Source organism: Actinomyces sp. S4-C9, assembly GCF_000758775.1.
Classification (GTDB): Bacteria; Actinomycetota; Actinomycetes; order Actinomycetales; family Actinomycetaceae; genus Gleimia; species Gleimia europaea.
Map to the genome: position 1 here is coordinate 37559 of NZ_JRMU01000016.1, position 26766 is coordinate 64324.

Here is a 26766-nt window from a genome sequence, read left to right on the forward strand (position 1 = left end):
CCTCAAGCCTTAGTGGTTCCTAGATCCGGGTGTAGCAGTGATGGCGCCGCACCGAGAAGAGTCTTTGTGTATGGATGCTGTGGGTTTTCGAGCAGCTGCTTCGCAGGGCCTTGTTCCACAACTTTGCCGGAGTTCATCACAGCAATAGTGTCTGAAATGTAGCGGACGGTCTGAATGTCGTGGGAAATAAAGACCATTGCGAGGCCGAGTTGGTTCTTCAAATCCATCAGCAAGTTCAAGATCTGGGCGCGCACCGACACGTCTAGTGCAGACGTGGGCTCGTCTGCGATGATCGCGTCTGGGCTGAGCGAGAGGGCGCGCGCAATAGCGACGCGCTGACGCTGGCCACCAGAAAGTTGTCCGGGAAGCGCATCTAGAGCCGAATGAGGTAGTCCCACCATCTGGATGAGTTCTTCCACTCTGGCTTCCCGGTCAGCTTCACTACCGATTCTGTGGACGCGAAGAGGGTCCTTCAGCTGGTCGCGTACAGCCATGCGGGCGTTCAATGCGGTTGCGGGATCTTGGAATACTACGGATACTACGCGCCCGATTTTGCGCCTGTCAGCGGCTGACCGTTTGGTGACTTCTTCACCGCGAAAGAACACTTTGCCCGACGTTGCGGACTGCAGGCCGCACATAACGTTGGCGGTAGTGGACTTTCCGGAGCCGGATTCACCCACGAGGCCGAGGACCTTGCCGGGCATAAGTTTCATGCTGACGTCTTGCACGGCGTGAACCTTGTGTGGGCTAAAAACCGAGCCGGTTCGGGTTTTGAACGTTACGTTGACGTCCTGTAGCTCAATGATGGGCCCATCGTAAGGGGCGAGTTCTGGCATTGAAGCTTTGCTAGCCATTATTTTGCCTCCTCATTCAACTCGGTTTCAACTGGCTTGCCTGGCTGTTTGGGCGGCTCGTAGCCGGCCTCAATCCAAGCGCTGTCTGGCTCAGCTGCGTACCTGTGGCTGACGCCCGGAATACTCATGGTGATCGGCTTGGTGTGCAGGCCGACGTCCGGGTGTGATGAGCGGGGCGCGAAGCGGTCTCCGTCGGGGAAGTCTCGCGGTGACGGCACGGTGCCGGGAACCTGGTGGAGGCGTCCCGATCCGGCTTCGATTGAAAGCACGGAGCCGAGGAGGCCGCGCGTGTACTCGTGTACCGGGTTGGTGAGCAGTTCCGAGGTGGTTGCCTGCTCTACAACTTGACCGGCATACATGACGGTGATCTTGTGGGCGACTTCGGCCACGAGGGCGAGGTCGTGTGATACGAACACCATGGCGAAGCCGAGCTTTTCTCTAAGCTCGTTGAGCAGATCGATCACTTGGCGTTGGACGGTGACGTCGAGTGCCGTGGTGGGTTCGTCTGCGATGATGAGCTTCGGGTCGCGGGTTAACGCCATTGCAATCAGGACGCGCTGGCGTTGACCGCCGGAGAGTTCGTGCGGGTAGGACTCGAGCGTGCGCTTAGGGTCCAGGCCAACGAGCTCGAGTAGCTCTTCCGCGGTGCGGGTTCCCCCGCGCTTGGTCAGCTGCTTCATTTGGGAGCGAATCAGCATGGCGGGGTTCAGGGAAGACAGGGCGTCTTGGTAAATCATTGCAAGCTCGTGACCGAGGAGCTTCTGACGTTCCTTGGGCGTCATCTTCAACAGATCGCGACCCTGGTAGAGGATTTCGCCGGTGATCTGCGCCTTCGGGTCAATCAGTCCCATGATGGTGAGAGCAGTGATCGACTTACCGCATCCGGATTCGCCTACGAGGCCCATGGTTTCGTTCTCGCGAACCGAGAATGAAACGCCGTCCACCACGTTCACGTCGCCGTGGCGAGGGAACTTGATCGATAGATTCTTGACTTCGAGTAGCACCTTGCCGTTTTCTACGGGGGCAAACCGGTCGGTGCGTTCGCGTTCAACGACAGCTAGTTGGTTGATGCGCTGTTGTAGCGATTCGGCCTGTTCGGCGTACGCGAGGCGCGGATCAAGGAGTAGACGGTCTTCCTTTCGCTCACCGGAAACCGCCTGAACTTTCTGACTGGATGCGGGGGCGGCAACCATTGCGTCCGTGATGCCTTCGGACAGGATGTTGAGGCAAAGGACGGTTAGCATGATCATGATGCCGGGGAATGTTGCAGTCCACCACATGCCCGCCAGGATTGAGCCGGACGATGAGGCTTCGGAAAGCACGTTACCCCAGGTGGGGACCATGGTTGGCTGCAAGCCCGAACCGATGAAGGTAAGAGAGGCTTCTAGAATGATCGCGTCGGCGACAAGGACGGTTGCGAACACGAGGACGGGTGCCGCAGTGTTGCGCACAACGTGTTTGGTCACGATCCATGGGGCCCTCGCACCGGAAACGATAACTGCGCGCACATAGTCTTCTCCGTAGGCGCTCATGACGTTTGCGCGGACGATGCGTGCAATTTGGGGCGTGTAGACGAAACCAATTGCGATAACGATGACAGCGACGATGCCACCTACGTTGTCTACGTCCAGGCGTTTACTGAACACGAGGACCATGACGGCAGCCATTGCAATGCCAGGAACCGCCATGATGACGTCCATGATGCGCATGATGACTTCGTTAACCCACTTGCGTGAGACTGCGGCGATGGCGCCGATGATTGATCCGACGAGGAGGGCACCGAGGGCTGCGAACAGCCCGATGGCAATCGAGTAGCGGCCACCGTATAGGAGGCGGGAGAGGATGTCTCGGCCGACGTGGTCGGTTCCGAACAGGTGCTCACCGCTGGGGGCTACCCAGTTGGCGAAGGTTTGGGATGGGCTGTAGGGCGCGATTAGGGGCGCAAGTAGTGAGAGGATGACGACGAACGCGATCACGAAAACAGAGATGCGCGAACCGATCGACATATTCTTGAAGCGCGTGAATTTAACGCCCGGCTGAGTGACTTTTTCTAGCTTTTTCTTTTTTGAAGTCATCACTGTTTACACCGACCTTATGCGCGGGTTGATTAGCAGGTAGAGCAAGTCGACGATGATGTTGACGATGATGAATGCGATTGCCACAACGAGCACGCCGCCTTGCACCAGGGTCACGTAGTTCGCTTGGATGCCGGTGACGAGCACACGTCCCATGCCCTGCAGGTTGAAGATGATTTCGATAACTACTGCGCCACCGATCAGGTAGCCGACGCGCAGACCGAGTACGGTTACGGGCGTGATGAGTGCGTTGCGCAGAACGTTGCGTGAGATGACGACGGCGCGGGGGATGCCGGCGCCGAGTGCGGTGCGAACGTAATCGGAGTCTAGTTCTTCAACCATTGATGTCCTAACCACGCGGGTCATTTGCCCAACGACGGGGGTGGCGAGGGCGATGGCGGGGAGGAGCATTCGGAGGAACCAGCCGGAGAAGTCGCCGGTGATTGAGGGCAGGGCACCCGACACGGGTAGGGATGATCCTACGAAGCCGAGCACGAGGAGGCTGGCCAACCAGAATGACGGGGTTCCAAGGAAGATGACTGACAGTACGCGGATTACCTGGTCTGGCCACTGGCCGCGGTAGATGGCGGCGATGATACCGAGGGGGAATGCGAAAATGATCGCGATTATGAGGCCGAAGAAGGTTAGTTGTAGTGTGATTGGCAGTGCTGTGCCAACGAGGTCGGAGACGCGGTTTGCGCTACCAACACCGTAGGATCCGAGGTCGCCTTGGATCATGCCTGCCAGGTAGTTGAGGTATTGAACTAGGAACGGATCGTTTAGGCCGTTGTCGATCCGGTATTTTTCTAACGCCTCTGGCGTGGCAAATTCGCCTAGGGCCGAGTAGGCCGGATCAATAGGCGACAGGTACATGATGAAGAAGACCAGTAAGGTCACTCCAATCACCATGATCGGGAGGGCGACGAGGCGCCGTCCGAGTAGTCTAAGAAGATTGTTCACAACCCATTTCCTGTTCTATCTTCGCTAAGAACTGACGCAGATTTTTGATGGGATTTATTGTAAAGCTGAAGGGAGGGGCGGGACGTAATCCCGCCCCTCCCTTGGTTAGCTACGTGTTACTTGACAGTTACACCAAGTGCTTCAAGGCCGGTAGTGCCGATGCCCTGGAAGCCGGAGACCCTGTTCTCGTTCACACCGGTGATCATGGTGCGGTGGAAGAGCGGGAAGAGGGGTGCGTTCTCCGCGATTAGATCCTGAGCTTCGCCCCACTTGGCCTTGGCTGCATCACCTTCAAGCTGGGAGGCTTCGGCTACGAGGTCGCGGAGCTTCTTGTAGTTCTCCGGATCTGAGGTCTGCCAGAAGGTGCGCTTCTGAGTCCATACGTTGTCTCCGTACCACCAGTCGATGATGATGCCTGGATCCTGTCCGAATACTGACGGGTCGCCGGGTGCCATTGCAACGTCGTAGGTTGCGGCGTCAACGTCCGCGTAGTTTGCGTACAGGTCCGAGGATGCCATGGACTGTACGTTTACCTTCAGGCCGGCTGCCTCGAGGTCCTGCTTAACTTGCGGGATAAGGTTTGCGATCCACGCGTGGTCGGTGGTGATCAGCGTGATTTCGGTGAGGCCAGCGTCTGCGAATGCTGCCTTCGCGGCTTCGGTGTTGAAGTCGAGCTGCGTGGCGGCCTTCTTGTATGCCGGATTAACTTCGGGCAGGAACGAGGTGGATGCTACTGCGTCTCCTGATAGACCCTGCTCAACCAGCTTCTGGCGGTCGATGGCTTGGTGGAATGCCCGACGCACCTCCGGCTTGTCGAAGGGAGCCTTCGAGGTGTTGAACATGAGGAACGCGTTGTTGTAGCCCGGAGTTTCCTGGATGGTCCAGCCGGCACCCTCAACCTGCGACTTCAGCGCCGAGGGAACGGTTTCCATGATGTCGATGGTGCCGCCCAGTGCTGCGGAGAGGCGGGCCGACTCATCCTTCAGGATGTCCCAGTGCATCTTCTCAACCGTTGCGGGCTTGGAGCCGTTGTAGAACTCGTTCGGAACGGCCTCAATGGCGGTGTCGGTGATGGATTCGTACTTGTACGGGCCGGTACCAACGGGGAATGCCGTCATCTCTTCCTGCGTGGAGGATGCGGGAATTACCTTAACATTCACGAGGCGCTGTGCCAGGTTGGCGAACGGGTACTTCAGCTTGAACACGAGGGTGGAGTCGTCCTTGGCCTCTACCGAGTCCACCATTGCGAAGAACTGCTGGTAGATGGAGGTCGCGTCCGTGGTGCGTGCCCAGGACTCGAGGTAGTCCTTTGTGGTGACGGGAGTGCCATCGGAGAACTTGGCGTCCGCACGGAGCGTGGCTTCGTATTCGGTGTCGGAAACCTGCTTGAGTTCCCCGTCAGCAAGTGCGGGGTAAACCTCGTAGGTTGCCATGTCGAACTCGTACAGGCCTTCCATTACGTGCCAGTTCGAGCCCATTGCGAGGGCTGAGGACGTGGTGGAAGGATCGTAGTTGGTGGTTTCGTAGGCTACACCCAGGTTCAGGGTGCCGGTGGGTGCACCATCACCGGCCGCACCTGTAGTTTCTGTGGTGCCTTTGTCTGCCCCTCCGCCACAAGCCGAGAGCGCGAGTGCCGCGGCTGCCGCAACTGCGGCTACTTTGGCCCAGCGTTTCGAAGAACTCATAACTTTTCCTCTCCATTGAGATGGGAATGAAACGGATTCGCTTCACTTCTGAAACAATAAGCATCGTTGCTACGTATCAGTTAGGATAATCGTATGATGACAGACAACCTGATGCAAGTGTTTTTAGGGACTACTTCAAAAAACTTGCCGAAAAAGGCTGAATCCGGCCGAATTGCGTCTGTTCACAGATCCAAAGCCACGATGGATGCGGTGAAGGCGTACATACTCGACCATCAGCTAAAACCTGGCGATCCTCTTCCTACGGAAATCCAGCTGTGCGAAGATCTTGGCGTTTCCCGTTCCTCTGTGCGCGAGGCGATTCGTAAGCTCGAAGCTTTAGATATTGTGCGCGTCCAGCAAGGACGCGGTTCGTTCGTTGGCGAAATGTCGCTTCAACCGATGGTTGAAACGCTGGTTTTGCGCTACGCCCTGGACCATTTTGAAGGATCGGAATCGCTGCGACACGTTGTAGCTATTCGCAGGTACATTGATCTAGGGATGAGTGACAGCTTGGCGCGGGAGATGAAGGGAACTTCTAATCCGCAGCTGGAAGAGCTAGTTCAGGTGATGATTAAGAAGGCCGAGGCCGGGCAGACCTACCTGGAGGAGGACATTGCTTTCCACAATGGGCTTTCTTCCTATTTGGATAACAGCCTGCTGAATCAGCTGGTTGCGGCAATGTGGATGGTGCACCAGTCTTTCATTCCAGACATGGAGGAAACGATCCGGCCGGACTTGGTGTCGACCGCGAAGGCGCACGCCCTCATGTTGGAAACTGCGCAGGCTGGTGACGCGGATGCGTATCGCGCTGCCGTTTACGCTCATTATGAGCCGCTTGCAAACATTCTTGATCTCAGCTGATTTTAGAGCAATGAACATTTCATCGTGGCGCACCTCGCTTGGGGTAGCGCCACGTTTATTTTGGGGACGACGATGATTATGCCCGGTAACGTTTGGTTTTCGAAGTGGATTGGCGGTGCGGCCACGGTTATGAGCGGCCCTGGCTGGACCCTCGAGGTGGATGGTGACTGCCTGGTATTCTCGGGAGACAAACCGGGACCCTTTCACTACACGATAGAGGACACGCGCCTAAGAGGCGAGCATACGGTTGCGGTTTATACGGGCGGGCCTACCCGCATTTTCTTGGACGGATACGAGGTGTGGTCTGCGCCGGTAACCGTTGGCGACCCGGTGGATGCGGATTCTTCGATAGAGGTGCCCACTAACGCTTATGAGGACATTGCACGCCTGGCAAAGCAAGGTAGCGAGCTACCAAAGGCACTGGTTGAGTTCGCGGCAATGGAGCTCAATGAACGCGATGCCGCACGCATTGGTGACTTACGCGAATGGGCGGTACACGCGCGCTTCCGGGTGCGCGGGAAAGACCAGTACGGCACCGTGTTTGCTGCCCAAAGCCAAGGCAAACCCACGCTCACTGCTTTTATTGATGAGGGCGGTATTGAGGTGGAGCTACCCGCGGCAGCTACCCGGATTGAGTGCGCTGGCCCTTGGTCTGATGGGCGCTGGCACGACCTCGTAATCGCATTTGGAGGCGGAGCAATCGAGGTGTTTTTGGACGGCTGGCTGACGGGCCATGTTCCTGGTTCTGCGCCGCACCTTGATCGCTTCGTGGTTGGGCAATCGCTGCACGGCGAGCGTCTGATGGGCGAGGTTAGTCGCGGCGGCATCTACCCGGCGTTGAACGATCAACAGATTGCGGCTCTGAGTGGGCGACGGTCCGTGGCGCAAACCCCGGTGTTTGACCGGTTCCCGAACGGTGTTTTTCATCGGATTCCCAGCCTTTTACATCATAGTAGTGGGCGCCTGGTAGCGTTTGCGGATGCGCGCCACGGCCTGCCAAATGATTCTCCGAATGTAACCGAGATTGTTGTGTCTGTTTCAGATGATGAGGGCGCCACCTGGTCTGCTCCGCGAGTGATTGCGGGCTACCCGTCAAGCCCAAGCCAGCCGATTTCGGTTACGGACCCGGCGTGCGTGGAGGATGCCCAGGGCCACATCCACCTGCTTTTTGACCTGTATCCAGCTGGCATTGGTCTGCTGAACTCGCAGCCGGGCCACGGCCATGACGGACAAGATCTGCTACTACAGGCAAAAGACGGGCAGGAGTTTTTAGTACCCGGAGGCTGGCCGCAGCGGCCCACACCTGTGGTGACTCGCAGTGGTGAGTCCACGGAGTTTGTGGCCCAAGCCAGCCCGCAGATTCTGGGGGATGGCCCGCTAACGGTAGTCCCAACGGGGCACATCGCTATCGTGACGTCTTCGGATAGAGGAGAAACCTGGTCAAGTCCTCGTCTATTAACTGCCGATGTTAAAGACGAGTGGATGACGTTTCTGGGAATCGGACCGGGCGCGGGGATCCGCTTGCGCCATGGGGATAACGCGGACCGGCTGCTGGTGCCCGTATATTTTTCAAACGAGGACGCTTCGCAGTTCTCGGCCGCGGTAATCTACTCCGATGACGACGGCAAAACGTGGCAACGTTCCGGTTCCACTAATGACGCACGCGCGGTTGAGGGGAAGCAGGTGGATCCGCGCCGCTTCACTACTCCCGCGGCAACGATGTCAGAGTCCGCGGTAGTTGAACTACCCGATGGAGACGTTGTGATGTTTTCGAGGTCGCAACGCCCGTTCGTCCAGCGCGCGGTTTCACGAGATGGGGGTCTAACTTGGGGCGAGGTCACGGAGGAGACACAGATTTCGGAGATTTTTTGCCAACCGGCAGCCACAGCCCACGAAGGCTTCATATATTTTGCTAACGCCTCCCGAATGTTGCCGTACCGTGGGTGCGGAACGTTGTATCGAACCGACGCGCAAAGCCTGACGCGCCCGGATGCGAAACCAAACTGGGTTAGCCTAGCGATCAATCCGCGCCACCACGGCTACCAGAGCATCGTTGCCCTAGAAAATGGGATCGGAATGGTGTGGGAGCGAGAAACCGCGGGCGTATGGTTCAGTTTCATTCCCTTTTCCCTTTTTCCGGCCGCTGAATGAGGATGCACAGCGACACGCGCAGATTTAACTGGTGCGGAATTGAAAATTTCGGCCACCCACAAAGTAATATGCTCATAAATACCTAACTAAAGCGAAGCCAAAGAGGGCGCCCAATGAACGCACACCCCACTAGAACTTTCATAATGCAGATCCTGCGAATGCTGATCTGGGTGGTCATTGCCGTTGCGCTAGTTAAGTTCGCGTTCTTTCCAAACCAACAAAAGGCGCCGGATTTGGTGGGAGATGGGGACTTCACGTTCCCCACCACGCAGGTGACGCGCTCCGATATTTCGCACGAGGTCACGCTGGATGCGTCGGTTGTGCGAAACAAGTCTGAAACGGTGAAGGCAACGGCGCAGGGCACCGTGGTGTGGCTGTTCGTGGAGGAAGGCGCGAAGGTGAACGCGGGTGATCGCATCATGCAGATCATGCACAAGGAGGTTCCAGAAACTCCCGATCCTGGCCCGGATGGTGAAGTGGCACCTCCTGCTCCTGCGGTTGAGACTTACCACAACGTAGTTGCGGCCTCACCCGGCACGGTTTCTTTGGACGCTCTCATCGACCAGCAGGTTGACGTGGGCACCCAAGTTGCCACGATCGTGCCCGACACGTTCCACGCGGAAGTCCCCGTTACGCCCGATCAGTTGTATTCACTGCAGGGCGTTCCCGAGGAAGCCGAACTGGCGGTTACCGGCGGTCCCGCGCCGTTTAAGTGCACGGGCCTAAAGACCGTGACCGGCTCCCCGGTACAAAAAGAGGGCGAAGGACAAAGCAATTCTGGCCCTCAGTTGCGCTGCGACATTCCTGATTCCGAGCTCGTGTTTGACGGTGTGAAAGCCAAGTTAATCATCCACGGTGGCGAGGCTAAAAATGCCCTCGTCGTGCCCGTCACGGCTGTGGAGGGACGCTACCAGCGGGGTATGGTCTATCTCCCCACGGACGACATCACGCAAAAGCCGGAAAAGGTTGAGGTTAAACTCGGCATTTCGGATGGCTACCTCATTGAAATCAAAGAGGGCTTGGCCGAAGGCCAGGAGATTTTGGAGTTCGTTCCGCGCCAGGACAACCAGAATAATGATCCGGCAGGTGACGACATGGGCGCGGGTAGAGTCGGTTAAACCGTGTTAGAACTTACCGGCGTAACCAGAACGGTCACTCTTCAAAACGGCAATCCCCTCCCGATTTTGCGCGGGGTTGACCTAACCGTGTCCGCGCGCGATCACATTTCGATTGTGGGCCAGTCCGGAACGGGTAAATCAACGCTACTGAATATCATCGGCATGTTGGATCTACCCGATTCGGGCACGTACATTTTTGCGGGCGAGGACGTAGCTAAACTCTCTGAAAGCAAGCGTGCGGCTCTGCGCGGCAGCTCGTTTGGTTTCGTGTTCCAACAGTTCAACCTGTTTAACGCGCGCACGGCACTGGAGAACGTGGAGGTGCCGCTACTGTATTCGTCCTCTACAAGAACGCTGTTTCGCCGCTCTAGTTTGGCTGCAGAAATGCTTGAGCTTGTGGGTCTGGGAGATCGTCTGGAGGCGATGCCTAGCCAACTGTCGGGCGGTGAGCAGCAGCGCGTTGCAATTGCTCGCGCCCTCGTGCGCCGGCCCAAAGTGATCCTCGCGGATGAGCCCACGGGCGCCCTTGACCTGCAAACCGGCAACATGGTGATGGAGTTGTTGGAAAAAGTGGCAGCAGAAATGAACTCCGCCCTCATCATCATTTCGCACGACATGCAGGTGGCGGCCCGTGCGAAGCAGATTTATCAGATTTGTCAGGGCGTGCTGGTTGAGCGCAGTCACGAACAGGTACACGATGCTTTAGCTACTCGGTCTTTAGAGGTGGAGGCGCAGTGAATAAGATTCTGAGCGCCCTCATTGAGGCCTGGGGCGAGATCAAGATCAACAAGGGCCGGTTTGTTCTGTCCCTAACGGGTGTGGCCGTGGCCGTGTGGGCTATGGCTACTGTGCTCGCACTGGGTTCGATGGCGATTGCAACCGATGAGTATTTCCAAACCATCTCTGGCAACCGGCCCGGTATTCTCACCTTCCAAGCCAGCCCTTCCAGTGGTGGCGAAGGTAATCCGGAAACCAAGTTTGGCCCCTCCGACCCGTACGGCCCCGAGGGTTACGGCAGTAGGTCTAGCCAGTCGCAGCTGGGCAAGAGCGCCGACCTCGTGGAAGATTCCACGGGTATGCGCACAAGCAAGTTCGGGGCAGCGGCCCGCGCAACGATGGAGGATCTCAAGATCACCAACTGGTCGCGTTCGGTGAAAACATCACCGAACGTGCGCACCTCTTCGTGGGTGTCTAAATGCGATTACAACAAGGAAGACTGCTTTGATAACCAGGTGGAGCTAAGCGGCGTTGACCCCATTTATTTCAAGTTTTTTGCGCGCCAGCTTCTGGTGGGGCGCTTCATTAATGACGCTGACGCGATGCTTCAGATGAATCCCGTTGTGATCAACGAAAAGCTGTGGGACAACATGGGCAGGCCCAATCCGCTGAACTATCCGCGAATCATCGTTGAGGGCGATCCGGGTTTGACCCTTACCGTGGTGGGTGTTGTTAAGACTCAGACGAGGTGGGATCAAAACGAGATTTTCATGCACTACGACGGCCTGATTGGTTCGCAACCTCGTCTTAGTGCGGGGAAAAGCGGCCCGGTAAATCTTGAGGCGGGCGAGTTGCGCGCGCTGGTTCCAGTTGGGCAAGAAAAAGATGCGAACGAGGTTGTGCTGGCCACGCTGAAGTCGCAGCTTGAACCCGATTGGCAGGTGAACAGCTATTGGTCTGGGGAACAGTCCGATGTTGGCGAGGATCAGCGGGCGATCATTACGACCATCGTCTCCATCATCGGTGGCATTGTGATCATGCTGGGCGCGTTTGGTTTGCTGACCGTTTCGATTGTGACGGTTCGCCAGCGTATCCGCGAGATCGGCATTAGGCGAGCAATGGGCGCCTCCGCTCGGCGCGTGTTCTTCTCCGTATTCCTTGAATCCGTGGTGGCCACTACTGCCGCCGGCTTTACGGGCGTTTTGCTCTCGATCCTCACCATCCGGTTTGCGCCGAGTGACTGGTTGGACTTCCCGATCCCGGTCTCATCCATCCCCTACCCGATGACCGCCGCGCTTCTGGGCGTCCTCATCGCAGCGGGTGTGGGTGCCCTCGCCGGTATCATCCCCGCAGCCATCGCGGTGAAGGTAAAACCGATCGACGCGATCAGGTACTAGCATCCACTAGCATCCGGCCCGCTTACCTCCGATATCTACTGGCACGTAAGCGGGCCCTTTCACTCTTTCAAGCGATGCGCTAGAGGAACTGGCTGACCCATTCGGCCTGCTTGAGGAAGTGATGCAGGCCTCCGCCATCGTGCCCGGCGTAGGGGTAAACCTCGATTTCAGCCGGAGCGTTGTAAACGTTGTATGCGGCGTACGTGGTGGATGGAGGCACCGTCACATCCATCATGCCCAGGCTGAATAGCGCCGGAGCCTGGGTGATGCGCGCAAAGTTCACGCCGTCAAAATAGTTCAACACTTTCACGTAGTGATCTACGCGCGTGGGGTGGGTGTTAAAGAAACGCGCGAGTTCGCGGTACGGATTGTCATCAGTGAGGTCCACTCCGCGCATCAGGTAGCAAAAGCCCGCCACATCTGGCATGGAGGCGCGCACGCAATCGTGGAAGGCACCCGCCGCGATGGACAGGTAGCCGCCCTGGGAGGCGCCCGTAACGAACACCCGCGACTTATCCACAAACGGAAGCTCCAACGCAGTATCCACAGCCATTACGGCGTCGGTTACCAGCCTGCGGAAGTAGTAGTCTTCCTTGCTTTCAATCCCGTTGGACATGAAACCGCGAGCGTGAGGAGAAGCTGAATGCGGATCCGGCGTAGCAGCGTATCCTCCAAAATCACCGCCCTGCCCGCGCGAGTCCATCGACAGGTGCACGTAGCCGGCCATCGGCCAGTGTGGGTAGGCACCGGGGATTCCTCGCCCTCCTCCATAGCCGTGATACTGCACCATGATTGGCAGATCGCTTTGTTGCATAAAACCGGCCGGCCCGGACAGCCACCCCCGGATTGGGTCCCCCATAAAACCGGGAAATTCGAGGTCGTAATACTCTACCTGCTTATACGGGGTGTCAAGTGGGGTGAGCGAATAAACAAGGCCGCTTCGAGCGATCTTCTGGCGGGTTTGTGCCAGCGTATTTTCCCAAAACGAAGTGAAGTCAGAGGGCATGTGCACGTCGGGTTGGAACGTGCGCATCTCGGTCAAAGTTAGATCTGTAAGTGCCACCCCACCAGATTAACGCTCGCCCGCGAGCGCGATTCTATTTTCAATACCAACACCCCTTTCGTCTGATGTCTTATTTGTTAGGATTTGAGAGAAACATTTGTTCACGCAAAGGAGCCAGCAGTGGCACCATCCTCCTCAGCAACAAACAGTCCCCGACGTTTTATCGCCATCGACATTGGCGGCACCAAAATAGCGTCAGCTACCGTGGAGCTTGCCAACCCCCTCCCCCTCGTTAGCAACAAGTCCGAGGTTCCCACCCCCGCCCTATCCGGATCCAAGGCCGTAGTTGAGGCCGTGTTTGAATCAGTTCACCGCTGCCTCGCCCTCGAAAATGAAGCCCCTGCGGCTATCGGCATTGCATCTGCAGGCGTTGTGAACACTGAAACCGGGGCGATCATTTCCGCAACGGATTTGATCAAAGGCTGGGCGGGAACGCCCCTGGCAAAGCTGGTGGAAGAAGAATTTGGCTTGCCCGTGGCCACCTTGAACGACGTGCACGCTCACGCGCTTGGCGAATGTACGTTCGGGGCGGGGAAGGAATACGGCTCTGTACTCGCGGTGGCGGTTGGCACAGGCATTGGCGGGGCTATCGTTGCAGACGGCAAGCTCCACATGGGTGCGCATTTCGCCGCCGGACACGTTGGCCACGTTCCCCACCCGCTCGCGGCCGGTTTCCCCTGCTCGTGCGGCGCTAGTGGACACATCGAGTCGGTTGCGTCCGGCACCGGCCAGGTTGATCTTTACAATGCGCGCACAAGTGCGAATGAGGACGAGGCCAAGAGCGGGCGAGAAATCACTCAGCGCGCGCAGGCTGGCGAGGCCCTTGCCACTCAGGTTCTGGCAGATTCGGGCGCCGGGCTGGGCGATGCGATTGCGGGGATCGCGAACTGTGTTGACCCTCAGGCGGTGGTTCTATCGGGTTCGGTCACAAGGTCGGGCGAGATCTGGTGGTCCGCGCTCAAGAATGCCTTCCAAGCCGGAGCCCTGCCCATTCTTAAAGAAATCGAAATACTTGAAGGCACGCTCGGATCTGACGCTCCCCTACTTGGCGCCACCACCTGGGCCGCTTCCAAACTTGAAGGAGTAAAAAATGAACGATAGAGCAAACACCCTTCTACAGCAGATCAAAGGCGGCCTTGTAGTCTCGGTCCAGGCCTACCCGGGCGAGCCAATGCGCCACCCCGAAACGATGGCGCAGATTGCGCTCGCCGCGCAGCAGGGCGGAGCGGTGGCTATTCGCTGCCAGGGCCTAGCCGATATCTCTGCGATTCGCGGTCAGGTGGACGTACCCGTTATCGGCCTGTGGAAAGACGGCCACGACGGCGTATTCATTACCCCCACGTTGCGCCACGCGCGTGCGTGCATGATGGCCGGAGCCGACATTGTTGCTCTTGATGCCACGCGCCGTCCCCGCCCAGATGGCCTAACCTACGCACAAACCGTGGCGGTCCTGCACGATGAAGGCGCCGTTGTGATGGCTGATTGCGGGTCTTTTGAGGATGCTGTTATGGCCGCCGAGGCCGGCAGTGACATTCTCTCCACCACCCTTTCGGGCTACACCGGTGAACGACCCAAAACCGATGGCCCCGACTTTGAAGTGCTCCACCGCATCGTCGAGGAATTCCCCGACCATCCCGTGCTGTGCGAAGGCCGCATCCACACGGTTGATCAAGCCCGTCAAGTAATGGAGGCGGGCGCCTGGGCAGCCGTGGTTGGCACCGCAATCACGCACCCCACGTCAATCACCAGGTGGTTCGCCGCCGCAGTAAAAGAGGGCGTAGCTAAGTAGCTAACAAGAGCCGGTAGCAAAATCCCGCTACCGGCTTTTGCCTAATCTTGCAGTTCGAACTCGACTTCAACCTCAACGGAAGCGTCGAGCGGGAGTGCGTTCACTCCAAGCGCGGAGCGCACGTGCTGGCTACCAAAAATCTCCTGGTACAGCTCCGACGCCCCGTTAATCACGGCCGGTTGGGCGTGGAATGCGCGCGAGGAAGCCACAAAACCCGTCACCTTCAACACTCGCTTAATGCGATCCACTCCTCCGGCGGCTTCAGCTGCGGCAGCCAGCGCGTTCAAAGCACATAGGCGCGCAGCCTCGTACGCCTCCACTGGACTGGTCCGGTTCGGCCCAACGCGGCCCTGACACGTCACCCGCCCGTCCGCCATCGGCAACTGACCGGACGTGCGCACCGTATTTTCAAAAACGAGGGCCGGCGTGTACGCGGCTACAGGAGCCACCACCTTCGGCAACTCGATACCAAGTTCTTCCAAACGCTCACTAACACTCATAGCAGCTCCTTCCGTCCCAAATTTATCAAGCAAGGCCCGAGCCAAAACTCAAACCACGCGCACACACGCCTGGATTTGCGGCACTCGGCACAAAGAATTGAACGCGCCCTTACTTGCGGGTATCGTCCACAATTCGGGCAGAAAACGAGCGCCCTTCGGAGCGCGAAGCGTTTTGCTGTAAGTTTCCCAATAGAAAATAGCATTCGAGATTGGAACCGTGATGAGCGCTCTTCAAAATACCCCATCGGGACCACAGGCTGGTGAGTCTGGGTCAAACCCGGAGAAGTTGCAGCGAAAGCTTGGGGCTCGCCACCTGAACATGATCGCTATGGGCGGCGCTATCGGCACCGGCCTCCTCGTTGCGTCTGGTGGTTCCATCTCTCAAGCGGGACCGGGTGGCGCCCTAGCCGCCTACGCAGCCATCGGTTTCATGGTCTACCTGCTGATGCAATCGCTGGGGGAAATGTCCACGTGGCTACCCACCGCTGGTTCGTTCGAGAACTGGGCAACCCGCTGGATCTCACCCTCATTTGGCTTTGCAACCGGATGGAACTACTGGTTCAACTGGGCTATCACCCTGGCCGCAGAGATCGTGGCCGTTGCGCTAGTCATGCGGTACTGGTTCCCAGACGTGCCCTCCTGGGTGTGGTCAGCCGTGTTCCTCACCGTCCTATTCCTTATCAACGCATTCACCGTTAAGGGATTTGGGGAAACCGAGTTTTACCTCGCCCTCATCAAAGTCGTTACGGTGATCGTGTTCCTAATTGTTGGCGTAGCCATGATTTTTGGCATTTTGGGCGGCCCGTCCCCCGGCACCCAAAACTGGACTTCTGGTGATGCCCCGTTTGTTAACGGATGGTTGGGATGGTTCTCAATTATGATGATCGCGGGCTTCTCATTCCAAGGCACCGAGCTAATTGCGGTTGCCGCGGGCGAGGCCGAGAACCCTGAGCGCACCATCCCTAAGGCTGTGCGCACCGTATTCTTCCGCATCACCTTGTTCTACATTGGTGCGATTGCTGTCATCGGTTTCCTGTTGCACTACTCTGACCCGCACCTACTAGCGGCAGATATTGGCGACATTTCCATCTCGCCCTTCACCCTCATTTTTGAGCGCGCGGGCATTCTGGCTACGGCAACCATAATGAACGCAGTGGTGCTAACCGCGATCTTGTCAGCAGGAAACTCCGGCATGTACGCCTCATCCCGGATGCTGTATTCGTTAGCTCTGTCGGGCAAGGCCCCCAAGATTTTCACCAAGGTAAACAAGCGCGGGGTCCCCATGCCCGCCCTCCTGGCCACCACCACGGTAGGCGCATTCGCCTTCATCACGTCACTGATTGGCGATGGAGCGGCTTACCTGTGGCTCATCACCGTCTCCGGCCTGTCCGGCTTCATCGTGTGGGCGGGCATCGCGTGGAGCCACTACCGCTTCCGCAAGGCCATGAAGGCCCAGGGTCACGATCCGGCCGAGCTTCCCTTCCGCTCCAAGCTGTTCCCACTCGGCCCCATCGTTGCCCTCATCATGGTTCTGGTCATTATCTTCGGGCAGAACATGGAGATATTCTCAGGCCAGTTCAATGTTGGCGCAATCTTCTCAACCTACGTTGGTCTGATCGCGTTCCTGTTGCTGTGGATCGGCCACAAGATAGTTACCCGCTCAAAAATGGTAGATCCCGCAACCGCCGATCTTTCACGCGTAGACCACTAAAGCATTCGTCTTCATATTTTAGAGGGCGCCTACCGGTAAAAATCGGCAGGCGCCCTCTGCGTAAACCATCAGCTGCAGATGTCCCCGCGGCAAACCGTGCTGCACTCCAAGCAAAACTCGTGAGAGCAGGGGCTCTTGTTAAGCGATGCGCAAAACGTTGCTGAAGCGGCGTAGCTCCTCGATAGTGGAAGCTGATTTTGCCAGACCTTCCAGGGAATTAACCTCAATCAACACACCAAGAACACTCGGATTGTGGCGCAAGCCAGAGATGGTCTGGGCGGGCGTATCAGCATTTACCGAAACGATCACGGTGGTTCCCGCCCGGCGCGCCGCCGCGAGAATGCCTGCGGTGGCCTCGGCCCCAAAGTCAGATGCGTTAAACGAGACGTAGCTAAGACCCACTATCGACATTGCGCGCATTGCCTGACGGACCGTGCGCACACGCACACCCCAATTGCGAACCAGACCCTCATCCTTCAAGGAGCGAAGCGTCTGCACCTGCCTGCGCGAGAGCAAATGGTCGGCGCACTGTCCGGTTAGCTGCACGATGTCCAGGTTTTCTCTGCCCGTGCGTTGGAGCGCAGCCAAGACGCTAACTTCAAGCAGCTGCGGGTCCATACCAAGATCGGGCAGCGCCGCGGGTTCGCTTGGGTTACCAAGGTGGATACTCAACGCGGACTGAGCGGGAGCATCTGCAAGAAGGGATTGCGAAGAGGAGTCCGTGGCCTCAACAAAACGCAGGCCGGAAAGATCAATCTGTTCCACGCCGGCGCGCTGTGCGCAACGAGCGAACGCATTGGTCAAGCTAACACCAACTGGAGCGTCCAGGCTCACCGATTGTGAATCGAATGCCGCATTCATCTCAAACATCGCAACCCCCTATCCTCTTTTACGATTAGGTAAATCTACTTTACCATCTATTGACTTATTTCTTTGCCTCAGTTTGCAAATTGTCTAATTGATCGCAGAAGGCTCGCCCTTTCGAGCGAGCCTTTTCTTAAATCATTAGCGACTTCAACGCCGTCTCAAGGTTTAACCTCAGCCCGGCTTTGCAAACTCCAACCCTCGCCGGCTAGACACACTGACCAGCTCACCCGTTTGGGGATCAGTGAACTCGAGATTCTTCGCCAGCAACTGTAGCTGCGCGAATCCCGGCGGGGTCTCGTCCAGCCCGTAGCGTGCCGCAAACTGCCCTCCATACAGCGGGTCACCCACAATCGGAATACCCACCCCAAAAAAGTGTGCGCGAATCTGATGCGTGCGCCCAGTCACCGGCTCAACGTCCCACACCTGCAAGCCCGCTCCACGCACCGGCCCGGAAGCCTCGGGAAGAAAACCGGTAGCGGGGCGAATTATCGTCTGCGAGTTAGGCTCACCCTCCTCGTTAAAAACCCTCATTCCGCACTTTTCAATACGCGAAGTAACGCACAGGTAGGGGCCGCGCTCATCCACGCCGCCTGACACTGCAACATTCTCGTGCGCCCGAGCCGCAAACCAGCTCACGTCCAATGCGCCCGCACTATCCACGCCAGAGGACTCCCGGCCCGGCAACCCCGCAGCATCCTCCGCTGGGAGACCCGTGACCGCAAGGTAGCTCTTCTTCACCTCGCCGCGCGAAAACATCTGCTGATACATGCCGCGCTTAGCGGGATCCGAAGTCGCTAAAATCACCCCGGCCGTGGCTCGGTCCAAACGGTGCGCAAACACGATGTCGTCATTGCCCTCCTGCCGGCGAAGCGCCACCGTTAACGTGCGCGCCACAAACCTTCCTCGCGGCATTGTGGCTAAATCATGCGGCTTATCCGCAATCAGCCATCCCTCACCGCGAGCCAGCACCTCCACCTCAATCGCGCTCGAAGGCTCGTCCGGGATTGGCCTATAAATCCACACGCCCTGCGAAAGACTTACCGTAGAAGCATCCGCATCCAAGCTCCTCCCTCGTGAATCAACCACATCCCCAGCCGCAAAAATTGCTTCAATCACGGCCTCATCCAGGGTTGGAAACCGATTCACCAGGGCGTCGTGAAGCGTCGAAAAATCCGAAACGCCCACGCGAATCGGGCGCACTCCCCCACGAGCGGGAGGCACGTGCCTAACGGATCGCATCCATCACGCGCACAGCATCCAACGCCCGCATATGCGGCAGCGGGTCAACGCCCATCGAGATCACGTAGTCCGTCAACTGTTCGCGCACCTCGTCTACAAGTTCCTGCGCGTTCCACGGCTTTGTGAAATAGTGATCCAAGCTCGCCTCATTCAGTGCCCGAATCGTGTCTTCCTGATCCGCCTGGCCCGTCACCAGCACCTTGCGCGTATCTGCCGTCTGCTCATCGGAGGCCAACGCAATCAAGAAGTCAACGCCAGACTCTCCCGGCAACCTGTGATCGGCCAGAACCAGCGCAAGCACGTCGCCGTCCTCGTCAAGCTCATCAATCGCAAGGCGCGCGTCCTCCGCCGAATCAGCCACCTCAATGCGACATACACCCTGAAACGACTCGAGGTCACGCTCAAGCGCGTCGCGAACCTCCGGCTCGTCCTCCACAATCAAGATCGCAAGCTTCATCATTCCTCGTTTCCACTATTTTCTAACAACAACTTTTCCACATCTGGCCCCGCAACGGGTAGAACCACAGAAATCGTCGTGCGCCCTGGCACGGACGCGATCGAAAGCGAGCCGTCGTGATCATCCACAATCGACTTCGAAATCGACATTCCCATACCCAGCCCAAACCGCACCTAGCCGCCCTTCGTAGTGAAATGAGGCTCCAAAATGCGATGCACAAGCTCTTGGGGGATGCCCGGGCCGTTATCGGTAATGGCAACCCGCACGTGCGCTTCATCCGGAGCCGACGTTTCCACCACAATCTTCGCCGCTTCCTCACCGCGCGCCGGAAGCGAGGGGGTGGGCGCCTGCGCCACCTCTCCAGCTTCGTCCTGGATAGCCTCTGCTGCATTAATGAGTAGATTGGTCCACACCTGCTCCAACCGCGCCGGATATGCGCGGATCGGTGGCAAATCCGCGAAGTGGCTCTCCACTTCCACCCCGCGCATGCGATGCGCGGTTAGGCGTAGCACATCCTCGATATTCTCATCCAGATCCACGCCCTCCACAGGGGACGTATCCGGACGCGCATACGCCTTCAAAGAAGACACCAAATCCGTAATCCGTCCCGCGGCAACCGTGGAGTTTCGCACCGAACGTCCGATTCCAGCCGCGGCCTCAATAGCCTCCAACGACGGGCCATCCGAGCCGCGTCCAAACCTGCTCTTCTTCTGCCCGCGCAACACCTGTCGAACCTGATCTGGGTCCGTAATTCCAGCGCCCACCAGCCTCTTCGCCAGCTCCCGGTTGCCATCAGTTAAAGCCATGACCTCGCGCACCAAAGCCCGCTCCTGCGCCGTTGAACGCGGACGCGCATCGCGGGCGCGCACCATCGCTTCCGCCGCATCCTCCATGCCACCGCGAGCGCCCAACACTGTAGCCACATCGCTGGCAATGTGCTCGGTGGCCCGCTGCAGCGCCGCCACGGGATTGTTCAACTCGTGCGCGATGCCAGCCGAAAGTTCACCGAGCATCGCGAACTTCGTTTGCTCCACCAGCTGTTCACGCGCTGAACGAAGCTGCTGAAGCGTTTCAGACAGGTTCTTCCGCTCCATCTCAAGCTGTTCGGCCAGCTCGTGGTTTTCAATATGGAGGTACTCGGCGCGCACCAACCGGGCGGTAAGAGCCTGGATTGCCACCACCGCCAAGTTAGCTGAAGTATCGGGAGAATGTTGGAGCACGAACTCCAACTGCTCAATAGACAGGCGAACCAACTCCACCTGCGTTGTGGTGGTGGACGTGAACATGGCTCGCTGTTGGCGGGCCAGCGACAGCAATCCGATGAGCGGCCCAGAAGTAGCATGATGTAAAAGCACGTCCCCAAACTGGGAGGAGCGATGCAAAGCCACCGAACCGCTGAGCACCAGGTACACCGCGTCCACAGACTCGCCCTGACGTGTCAGGTCCACACCCTCGGGCAACACCATGCGTGGGCGCGGCCCCAAAATCCGCTCAATGCCCTCCAGAAGCACGCGCTGCACCTGCTCACCCGGAGTGTCCAATCCGTACAGCAAATCACCCGCTCGCGGTTCATCCCACGCATCAAACCCGGCAGTCACCCGCGTTATTTCCGCGTCCGGCAAATACTTGAACAACCACCTGTTGATCACCGCCGAAACTTGCTCAACCAGTGCGGGCGGAGTCCACGGCACCGCCACCACCGATACCAGGGAGCCATCATTCACAGACCGGGCCACGTCCTCGTGCCGCTTCTTATCCGTGATCAACACAAAGCCAGATCGCGCCAGCACACCAAACTTACCTAGGCGCTCCACCACCTCGTCCACATTTCCAAGATGCGGAGAAATGAGGACGCCCGGCACTAAACACTGGCCGGTCTCGCACTGTGACGCGAGCGTGCGCTCCACCTGCTCAAACCCGAACGCAACACGCACGTCACAGTTTTTAAGCTGCCCTTCAATATCAGAGGCCGCCTGGCAAACCGGATCGCTCTCATCTGCGGCAACGGCCAAAATATGCAGCATATATTCTGCCGAATCGTCGCCCACGCGCGTCACGCTCACATCTACCTGCTTTCCGCTAAACGCCTCGCGTTACAACAGGCCTGCCCCGCCCCAGTACAGCGGCATCACAAAGGCGAGTAGCAACGTACCGGACACGCCAACCACAAGACCCGTCTTGATCATGCGCGGCGTGCTGATCTCGCCCGTCGAGTAGGCAATAGCGTTCGGAGGCGTCGAGATCGGTAGACACATGCCCAGCGAACAACCCAGCGCCAACACCACCGCGATCTCGGCCGGCGTTGCCGCAACCGATGCGCCCAGACCCATACCGAGCGGAATCAAAAGGTTTGCCGCAGCCGAGTGCGATATAACGTTTGACATCAAGAAGCCCACTCCCGCGAGCGTCAGCATAAGCAGGGCAACCGGCACAGCCTCCCAGTTAATGAGACCAATTATCCAAGCGTCGAGGCCCGTCTTTCCCACACCGATACCCAGGGCAATACCGCCCGCAACGAGCCACAGCACAGGCCAGTCAAGGTTGCGTAGATCATCGCCCGACATCGCCTGCGTCACCATCAGGAGCACCACGGGTACGAAACCAACCGTGTTCGACGAAATGCCGTGTAGTGGTTCCGTCATCCACAGCAGCACGGTTATACCCGCCACTACGTAGAAGATCATGGCGTTGCGGCCACGATCAAACCTAGCGCTTAGATCAAGCTCGATTTTGAGGTCCTTCGGCATGTAGGCAAACGCTAGCCATGCCCACGAGATTGCCAGAACCACCAGCATTAGTGGGATCGCCAGCGCCATCCAGCCGATGAATGAAATGTGAATGCCTGCGCTTTGAAGTGCACCCAGCGCAATAGCATTGGGCGGCGTACCCACGGGCGTGCCAATACCGCCCACGTTTGCAGCCACCGGGATTGCCAGGGCTAGGCCAACTCGAGACTTCCCCTCAGGCAGCTGCGTCAAAACCGGCATGAACACCGCAAACATTGTGGCCGTGGTGGCCGTATTCGACATGAACATCGACAGGACGGCCGTGATCAGCATGACGCCCATCAACATCATCTTTGGAGAAGACAAGAACGGCTTCAACATAACCGCTGCAATCGCCTTATCCACACCAAACTTCGCTGCTCCATCCGCAAGCATAAAGCCGCCCAAGAACAAGATGATCACCGGGTTAGCGAGCGATGCAAAGAACGTGGCAGAAGTCGGCACACTGTCAGGAACCGGCAACAGAGCTTGATCGGAAACCAGCAAAACCTCTGCCATTATCACCAGCACAGCGGTAGCAGACAGTGGGATAGCTTCGGTCACCCACAGCATGATCGCGGCCAAGAAGATCGCCAACATGCGCGAGCCAACCGGATCAAGACCCGGAATGTCCACAAAAAACGGAACAATAAAGCCTATTACTGCGGCGATCTGACCAAATCGCTGAAGCTTGGTGGTCTGCTGAGCCATCACTGCTTTTGGCCCCGACTTACGGGGCGCGGACTTCCTAACCGTCGGCGTAGCTGAACGACGCCGAACCTGCTTAGATCCGGGAGTCATACTTTGCGTCCTCATCCATATCTGCAAATACCGGCTCCTCGTTGAGCACGGCTTAACGCCCCTATAGTCTAGCTCACACTTACAGCGCCGATTGGGCCAAATGGCACGCGTAGAAAACTCGTAGTCATTTAGACCTGGGCGTTTTCTCCAAACGCACAGTCTCAGTCTTCCAGCGCAAAGCAGGCGTGTAACTATTTTGGTTTTAATTTCGCAATTAGCGTTATAACCTACGGCATTTCATCGGGAGGAACGATTCGTACTGGCGTGTCCGCAGGTAGGTCATAGTAGAACAAATACCGTTCCTGAACGGACTCTCGCGGTTGATACCACGTGAAATAGTCCTCGTACGGATACTGTTCGGGTAAGTACAAGATATCGGATTCACCCTTGCGAATATCCCCGATATTCTTCGAGATCTTTGCTTGAACCTCAACATTCGCGTTCACATGATGAATAAGTTGAAGCATCGGATTTACGGTCTTAAGCGCTATCGCCAACACCACTAAAATGCTCGCTGCAATTGCTTGGTTAGTGAACCTTCGAGACCAAACGGACCCATTTCCAAAGTTTTGAACAATAACGACGATCGCTAGACAAATAAAGACCACGAGCAGGACGTGCACTAGAAACATCGATCGCACACTCATATTCCCAGCAAAAGCTGTCATAGCTGTCGCGCCATAAGCGCAGGCGAGTGGAATAAGAGGAATCATGTACAAGGTTTTTCTCAGCAACACGGCGAGCGTCGCCATGCAGATAAGATGTGTCACTAGAGCAACGAAAGAAACTAATGCCGACGGCGACTGATACAAACCTGGTAAGGCATCACCTGACACGAAGTTTCTGGCAATTCCAAGTCGCCCAGAAAAATACACAAAGATAGCCAAACCAAATAAATTGAGCTCTACGAGTGTTAATACTCTACGATCTTTCACCCCTAACATAAGGGCTGCACTGATAGTCAAAAGTACGATGAAAACCAGGGTTGCGAACCAAAATGTTCGGTATGAAGAAACGTATCCCTGAAGGGAATAGAGAAATGTAGAAGCTCTTGAGACTAAAAATGAATCGTTTTCGAGTACGAACTTTTCAATCCGTTCGTTGCGCGCCCACATTCCCGGTACCCCAAACCGCATGAGCGCGATACCCATCGCTACCAATACGGTGATGAGAGTTCGGCTAGGTAGCTTCTGATGACTCAGGAGAAAAGCAACAAAATACACGAAAAGCATTACTGCAACCATCTCGTGATGGAGAGATGCCAGAAGTGTTAACAGGAGAAACGCAACGTGTACGCCGTACTTGGAGCCCTCACGAATACGAAGTAGTGTCCCAACTACAAGGTAGAAGAGAATAAACCCGCCAAGATAACCAACCGTAGCAGCCATAAACATGATGGTGGTTCCTGCAGTCTGGAACGCCAGCGCATCGATAATAAATAGGGACATCGCAGAAATAACGAAAACAACAAACTGCGTGGGTTGACCTATCTGCCAAGGCACTTCTCGCGGAATATGAATCCGAATAAACCGATATACTGCAACGCTAAAGAAGATACATATTAGCGGAAATATAAATGCGGCTGCCTCACCAAAAACCAGAACAATCTGTAAAACAATATCTGCTGTACGTCCGTTTCGGTCTCCGACATCATAAAGAAGATCTTGCCATAATGAGGTGAATGAAGTTCCGCCCCAGGCATAGCCGTCGCGAGTGACAAAATACAGGTCGTCTATCGACCAGATTGGATATCTCCAAAGGAAAAACCAAAGAGCAATAACCGATGTCGCCAATACAACCTCAAGGGCGAGGAAAATCCGCGCCGAAACCGAAATATCTCGCAACGCCATCAAGTTTTCCGTCCCTTCATCTCATGTACCGAAGAACTGACATCAATAACTAAGTCAAACGGTTATCGCTCGATTGAAATAGTATGCAAATGCTTCCATAAAAACCAGCAACCCGGCGTTCTGCCTCGCTACTGGAACGACACAAACCACGGGCGCGGTTCAATACCCATGGTCTGCTCCGCGTTCAGCATCGGCTTGTCCTCATCGATGAAGTTCTTCCACGCCATCCAAACCCACGGCTGCATGTCTTCACGAATCACATCCCACGTATGCATCTTCGCTTCCGGACTTCCATGACCATCCACGTGAACAACCGTTGCCAGCTCGGGATGATGCACCATCTGGTCGCGGTCGCGAATCATCTGCAACTGAAACTGGTGCAACATAAACACCTTCTGCGGCAGATTATTATCGCGCACAAGCTCGGCCAGCCACTGCGAAACCTCGTTCACTTCCGCAATCTCAACATGACCAACCTGCTGCAAATGCACCTGGTCTCCATACAGCTTCCACTCCGGATCGAGCGCTAATCCAACGTTCGGGCGCTTCAACAGTTCCGCGTAAAGCTTCGCCTGATCAAGCAGTTTCGCATGCCCCGGCTGCAGGTCGATAATCGCGTAACCACCCACCTCGGTAATAGCATCAACAGAAGGATCCAAATCAGCTGCCGGCGTCACATCCGAATAAAGGCCGTCATCTCCCGCGCCCGCCGACGCAACCGTCGCAATGATCTCAAACGCCGGAATAACCTGCACATCACTGAACGGCAGGTACTGCTGCGCATACTGCAAAGCCAGTTGTGCCGCTTCAGTTGGAGATTGCTCACCTAGCAATCCCAAGGCCGCCAGCTTCGGGTGGCCGTACAGAGCCACCATTCGCCTGCCCGGGAACACCAGACCACCCCCGCCCGGCAACTCATCCGCAGAAGTCGCCAGCTGCGCGGTCTGGACCAGCATCTGCGTTCCCCCAAAATCCGGGCCTAAACCAACCGCAACCCTACCCTCACGCATCATCTTCATTGATTCACTCGTCGCACGCGGATCGGCCTGCGCCAGCACACTCACGTCAAGACCTGCAGTCAGTGCATTAGCTACCACTCCCAAGGGAGAATCCTGCGTGGCAAACCCAACCGCATTCGGATTCGCCTTGCCTCTTTCACCATGCGGAAGGGCCGCTAGCTCCACCATTCGCGAGGTGGGGGTTGCCTCAACATTTCCCTCCTCTCCGCCGGTTTGCTCCGTTTGAGCGGGGAGTTCCGTGACATCCTCGGGCGCCAGCTGCGATTCAAACTCTGGCACCGCCACATTGGACGGATCAAGACTTAGCAGATCATCCACGCCAAACTCATCGGAAACGCTGACCTCGGACCCCAAAACAGTGCTCAGCGCCTGCACGTCGCCCGCATCCGTCATCACATCCACATCAGCTACAACATCCACCGCGCCCACGGCCAACACCGTCTTCACGCCCAAACGCGTTAGCTCTGCGCCCACGTCGCTGGCGGACACTTCAGTCAGCATCGGGATTGAGAGAGCCCCTGCCACCGCGGCCGCCCGTGCCTGCGCAACCGGTTCTGGAGATGCAACCACCGCGGCCTCAGCCTGATCAAACAGCGCCTTTGAAACCTCCACATCGGTATCAAAAGCAACCGTTTCAGTAGGCGCGGCGGGCTGCGTGGCCTCTGTAAGTTCAGACGCTGATTCAGAGGAGCCATTAGGCGCGCTCGAGCAGGCCGCTAGACCACTCAGCATCAACGCGGCAACCAAACCGGACAGAAACCGTGCCCTAATCGAAAACGCGCGCATACCAAACCCCTCAGATCGCTAGCTCCCAAAGTCTAACAAGTATGCGAACATCCGCCCGAACACAGGCCCACTGAAGCCAGCCATAGGTCTACAAAACAAAG

22 protein-coding genes are annotated in these 26766 nt (G+C 57.1%); 8 read left to right on the forward strand and 14 right to left on the reverse strand.

What is annotated here, in order from left to right; genetic code table 11:
- Window positions 1-2: 2 nt before the first annotated feature.
- The 4 genes from HMPREF1628_RS06795 to HMPREF1628_RS06810 all read right to left on the reverse strand — a co-directional run bounded on the left by HMPREF1628_RS06795 (window position 3) and on the right by HMPREF1628_RS06810 (window position 5574).
- The gene (locus HMPREF1628_RS06795) at window positions 3-854 is read right to left on the reverse strand and encodes an ABC transporter ATP-binding protein (protein WP_084703299.1); all 852 of its coding nucleotides are present in this window, start codon (window positions 852-854) and stop codon (window positions 3-5) included.
- Complete coding sequence (locus HMPREF1628_RS06800) at window positions 854-2929, reverse strand: dipeptide/oligopeptide/nickel ABC transporter permease/ATP-binding protein (protein ID WP_034509811.1); 2076 nt, start codon at window positions 2927-2929, stop codon at window positions 854-856. Before HMPREF1628_RS06800 ends, HMPREF1628_RS06795 begins: the two co-directional genes overlap by 1 nt.
- A gap of 6 nt (window positions 2930-2935) precedes the next feature.
- Window positions 2936-3889, reverse strand: coding sequence for an ABC transporter permease (locus tag HMPREF1628_RS06805; protein ID WP_034509814.1), 954 nt, complete (start codon window positions 3887-3889; stop codon window positions 2936-2938).
- 116 nt (window positions 3890-4005) lie between these two features.
- Window positions 4006-5574 carry an ABC transporter substrate-binding protein gene (locus HMPREF1628_RS06810; protein WP_034509816.1) on the reverse strand — a complete coding sequence of 523 codons (1569 nt, stop codon included), beginning with the start codon at window positions 5572-5574 and terminating at the stop codon, window positions 4006-4008.
- Window positions 5575-5685: 111 nt separating this feature from the next.
- Here HMPREF1628_RS06810 and HMPREF1628_RS06815 point away from each other — a divergent pair, with 111 nt between their 5' ends.
- From HMPREF1628_RS06815 to HMPREF1628_RS06835, 5 genes are all read left to right on the forward strand, one after another.
- Complete coding sequence (locus HMPREF1628_RS06815) at window positions 5686-6435, forward strand: FadR/GntR family transcriptional regulator (RefSeq protein WP_269493624.1); 750 nt, start codon at window positions 5686-5688, stop codon at window positions 6433-6435.
- Between the two features lie 24 nt (window positions 6436-6459).
- Window positions 6460-8586, forward strand: coding sequence for a sialidase family protein (locus HMPREF1628_RS06820; RefSeq protein ID WP_034509820.1), 2127 nt, complete (start codon window positions 6460-6462; stop codon window positions 8584-8586).
- A gap of 143 nt (window positions 8587-8729) precedes the next feature.
- Window positions 8730-9704 (forward strand): hypothetical protein, encoded by a 975-nt coding sequence (locus tag HMPREF1628_RS06825; protein ID WP_052038965.1) that lies wholly within the window; start codon window positions 8730-8732, stop codon window positions 9702-9704.
- Between the two features lie 3 nt (window positions 9705-9707).
- Window positions 9708-10442: an ABC transporter ATP-binding protein gene (locus HMPREF1628_RS06830; protein ID WP_034509824.1), complete on the forward strand. Its 735-nt coding sequence runs from the start codon at window positions 9708-9710 to the stop codon at window positions 10440-10442.
- A complete protein-coding gene (locus tag HMPREF1628_RS06835; RefSeq protein WP_034509825.1) occupies window positions 10439-11818 on the forward strand; it encodes an ABC transporter permease in 1380 nt (459 codons plus the stop codon). The genes HMPREF1628_RS06830 and HMPREF1628_RS06835 overlap by 4 nt, the downstream gene beginning before the upstream one ends.
- Window positions 11819-11897: 79 nt before the next feature.
- Here the strand turns inward: HMPREF1628_RS06835 and HMPREF1628_RS06840 are convergent, their stop codons facing one another.
- Complete coding sequence (locus tag HMPREF1628_RS06840) at window positions 11898-12881, reverse strand: acetylxylan esterase (protein ID WP_084703301.1); 984 nt, start codon at window positions 12879-12881, stop codon at window positions 11898-11900.
- A 120-nt stretch (window positions 12882-13001) separates the two neighbouring features.
- On the opposite strand from HMPREF1628_RS06840, the gene HMPREF1628_RS06845 reads away from it, so the two are divergent.
- Window positions 13002-13982, forward strand: coding sequence for an ROK family protein (locus HMPREF1628_RS06845; protein WP_052038966.1), 981 nt, complete (start codon window positions 13002-13004; stop codon window positions 13980-13982).
- A complete protein-coding gene (locus HMPREF1628_RS06850; RefSeq protein ID WP_034509827.1) occupies window positions 13972-14670 on the forward strand; it encodes an N-acetylmannosamine-6-phosphate 2-epimerase in 699 nt (232 codons plus the stop codon). Before HMPREF1628_RS06845 ends, HMPREF1628_RS06850 begins: the two co-directional genes overlap by 11 nt.
- 41 nt (window positions 14671-14711) lie before the next feature.
- Here the strand turns inward: HMPREF1628_RS06850 and HMPREF1628_RS06855 are convergent, their stop codons facing one another.
- On the reverse strand, window positions 14712-15170 hold the full coding sequence (locus HMPREF1628_RS06855) for a RidA family protein (protein WP_034509829.1): 459 nt from the start codon (window positions 15168-15170) through the stop codon (window positions 14712-14714).
- A gap of 220 nt (window positions 15171-15390) precedes the next feature.
- Here HMPREF1628_RS06855 and HMPREF1628_RS06860 point away from each other — a divergent pair, with 220 nt between their 5' ends.
- Complete coding sequence (locus tag HMPREF1628_RS06860; protein WP_034509831.1) at window positions 15391-16881, forward strand: amino acid permease; 1491 nt, start codon at window positions 15391-15393, stop codon at window positions 16879-16881.
- 138 nt (window positions 16882-17019) lie between these two features.
- Here the strand turns inward: HMPREF1628_RS06860 and HMPREF1628_RS06865 are convergent, their stop codons facing one another.
- The 8 genes from HMPREF1628_RS06865 to HMPREF1628_RS06895 all read right to left on the reverse strand — a co-directional run bounded on the left by HMPREF1628_RS06865 (window position 17020) and on the right by HMPREF1628_RS06895 (window position 26665).
- On the reverse strand, window positions 17020-17751 hold the full coding sequence (locus tag HMPREF1628_RS06865) for an aldo/keto reductase (RefSeq protein ID WP_034509833.1): 732 nt from the start codon (window positions 17749-17751) through the stop codon (window positions 17020-17022).
- A 168-nt stretch (window positions 17752-17919) separates the two neighbouring features.
- Entirely contained in the window at window positions 17920-18987 is a 1068-nt protein-coding gene (locus tag HMPREF1628_RS06870; RefSeq protein ID WP_084703305.1) for a pseudouridine synthase, read from the reverse strand.
- Window positions 18974-19444 (reverse strand): response regulator, encoded by a 471-nt coding sequence (locus HMPREF1628_RS06875; RefSeq protein WP_034509978.1) that lies wholly within the window; start codon window positions 19442-19444, stop codon window positions 18974-18976. Before HMPREF1628_RS06875 ends, HMPREF1628_RS06870 begins: the two co-directional genes overlap by 14 nt.
- Complete coding sequence (locus tag HMPREF1628_RS09025) at window positions 19444-19617, reverse strand: ATP-binding protein (RefSeq protein ID WP_156956931.1); 174 nt, start codon at window positions 19615-19617, stop codon at window positions 19444-19446. The genes HMPREF1628_RS06875 and HMPREF1628_RS09025 overlap by 1 nt, the downstream gene beginning before the upstream one ends.
- On the reverse strand, window positions 19618-21507 hold the full coding sequence (locus tag HMPREF1628_RS06880; RefSeq protein WP_156956933.1) for a sensor histidine kinase: 1890 nt from the start codon (window positions 21505-21507) through the stop codon (window positions 19618-19620).
- Between the two features lie 30 nt (window positions 21508-21537).
- A complete protein-coding gene (locus HMPREF1628_RS06885; protein ID WP_034509838.1) occupies window positions 21538-22920 on the reverse strand; it encodes an SLC13 family permease in 1383 nt (460 codons plus the stop codon).
- A 317-nt stretch (window positions 22921-23237) separates the two neighbouring features.
- Entirely contained in the window at window positions 23238-24860 is a 1623-nt protein-coding gene (locus HMPREF1628_RS08710; RefSeq protein WP_052038968.1) for a hypothetical protein, read from the reverse strand.
- A gap of 128 nt (window positions 24861-24988) precedes the next feature.
- Complete coding sequence (locus HMPREF1628_RS06895; protein WP_034509841.1) at window positions 24989-26665, reverse strand: hypothetical protein; 1677 nt, start codon at window positions 26663-26665, stop codon at window positions 24989-24991.
- Window positions 26666-26766: the final 101 nt, after the last annotated feature.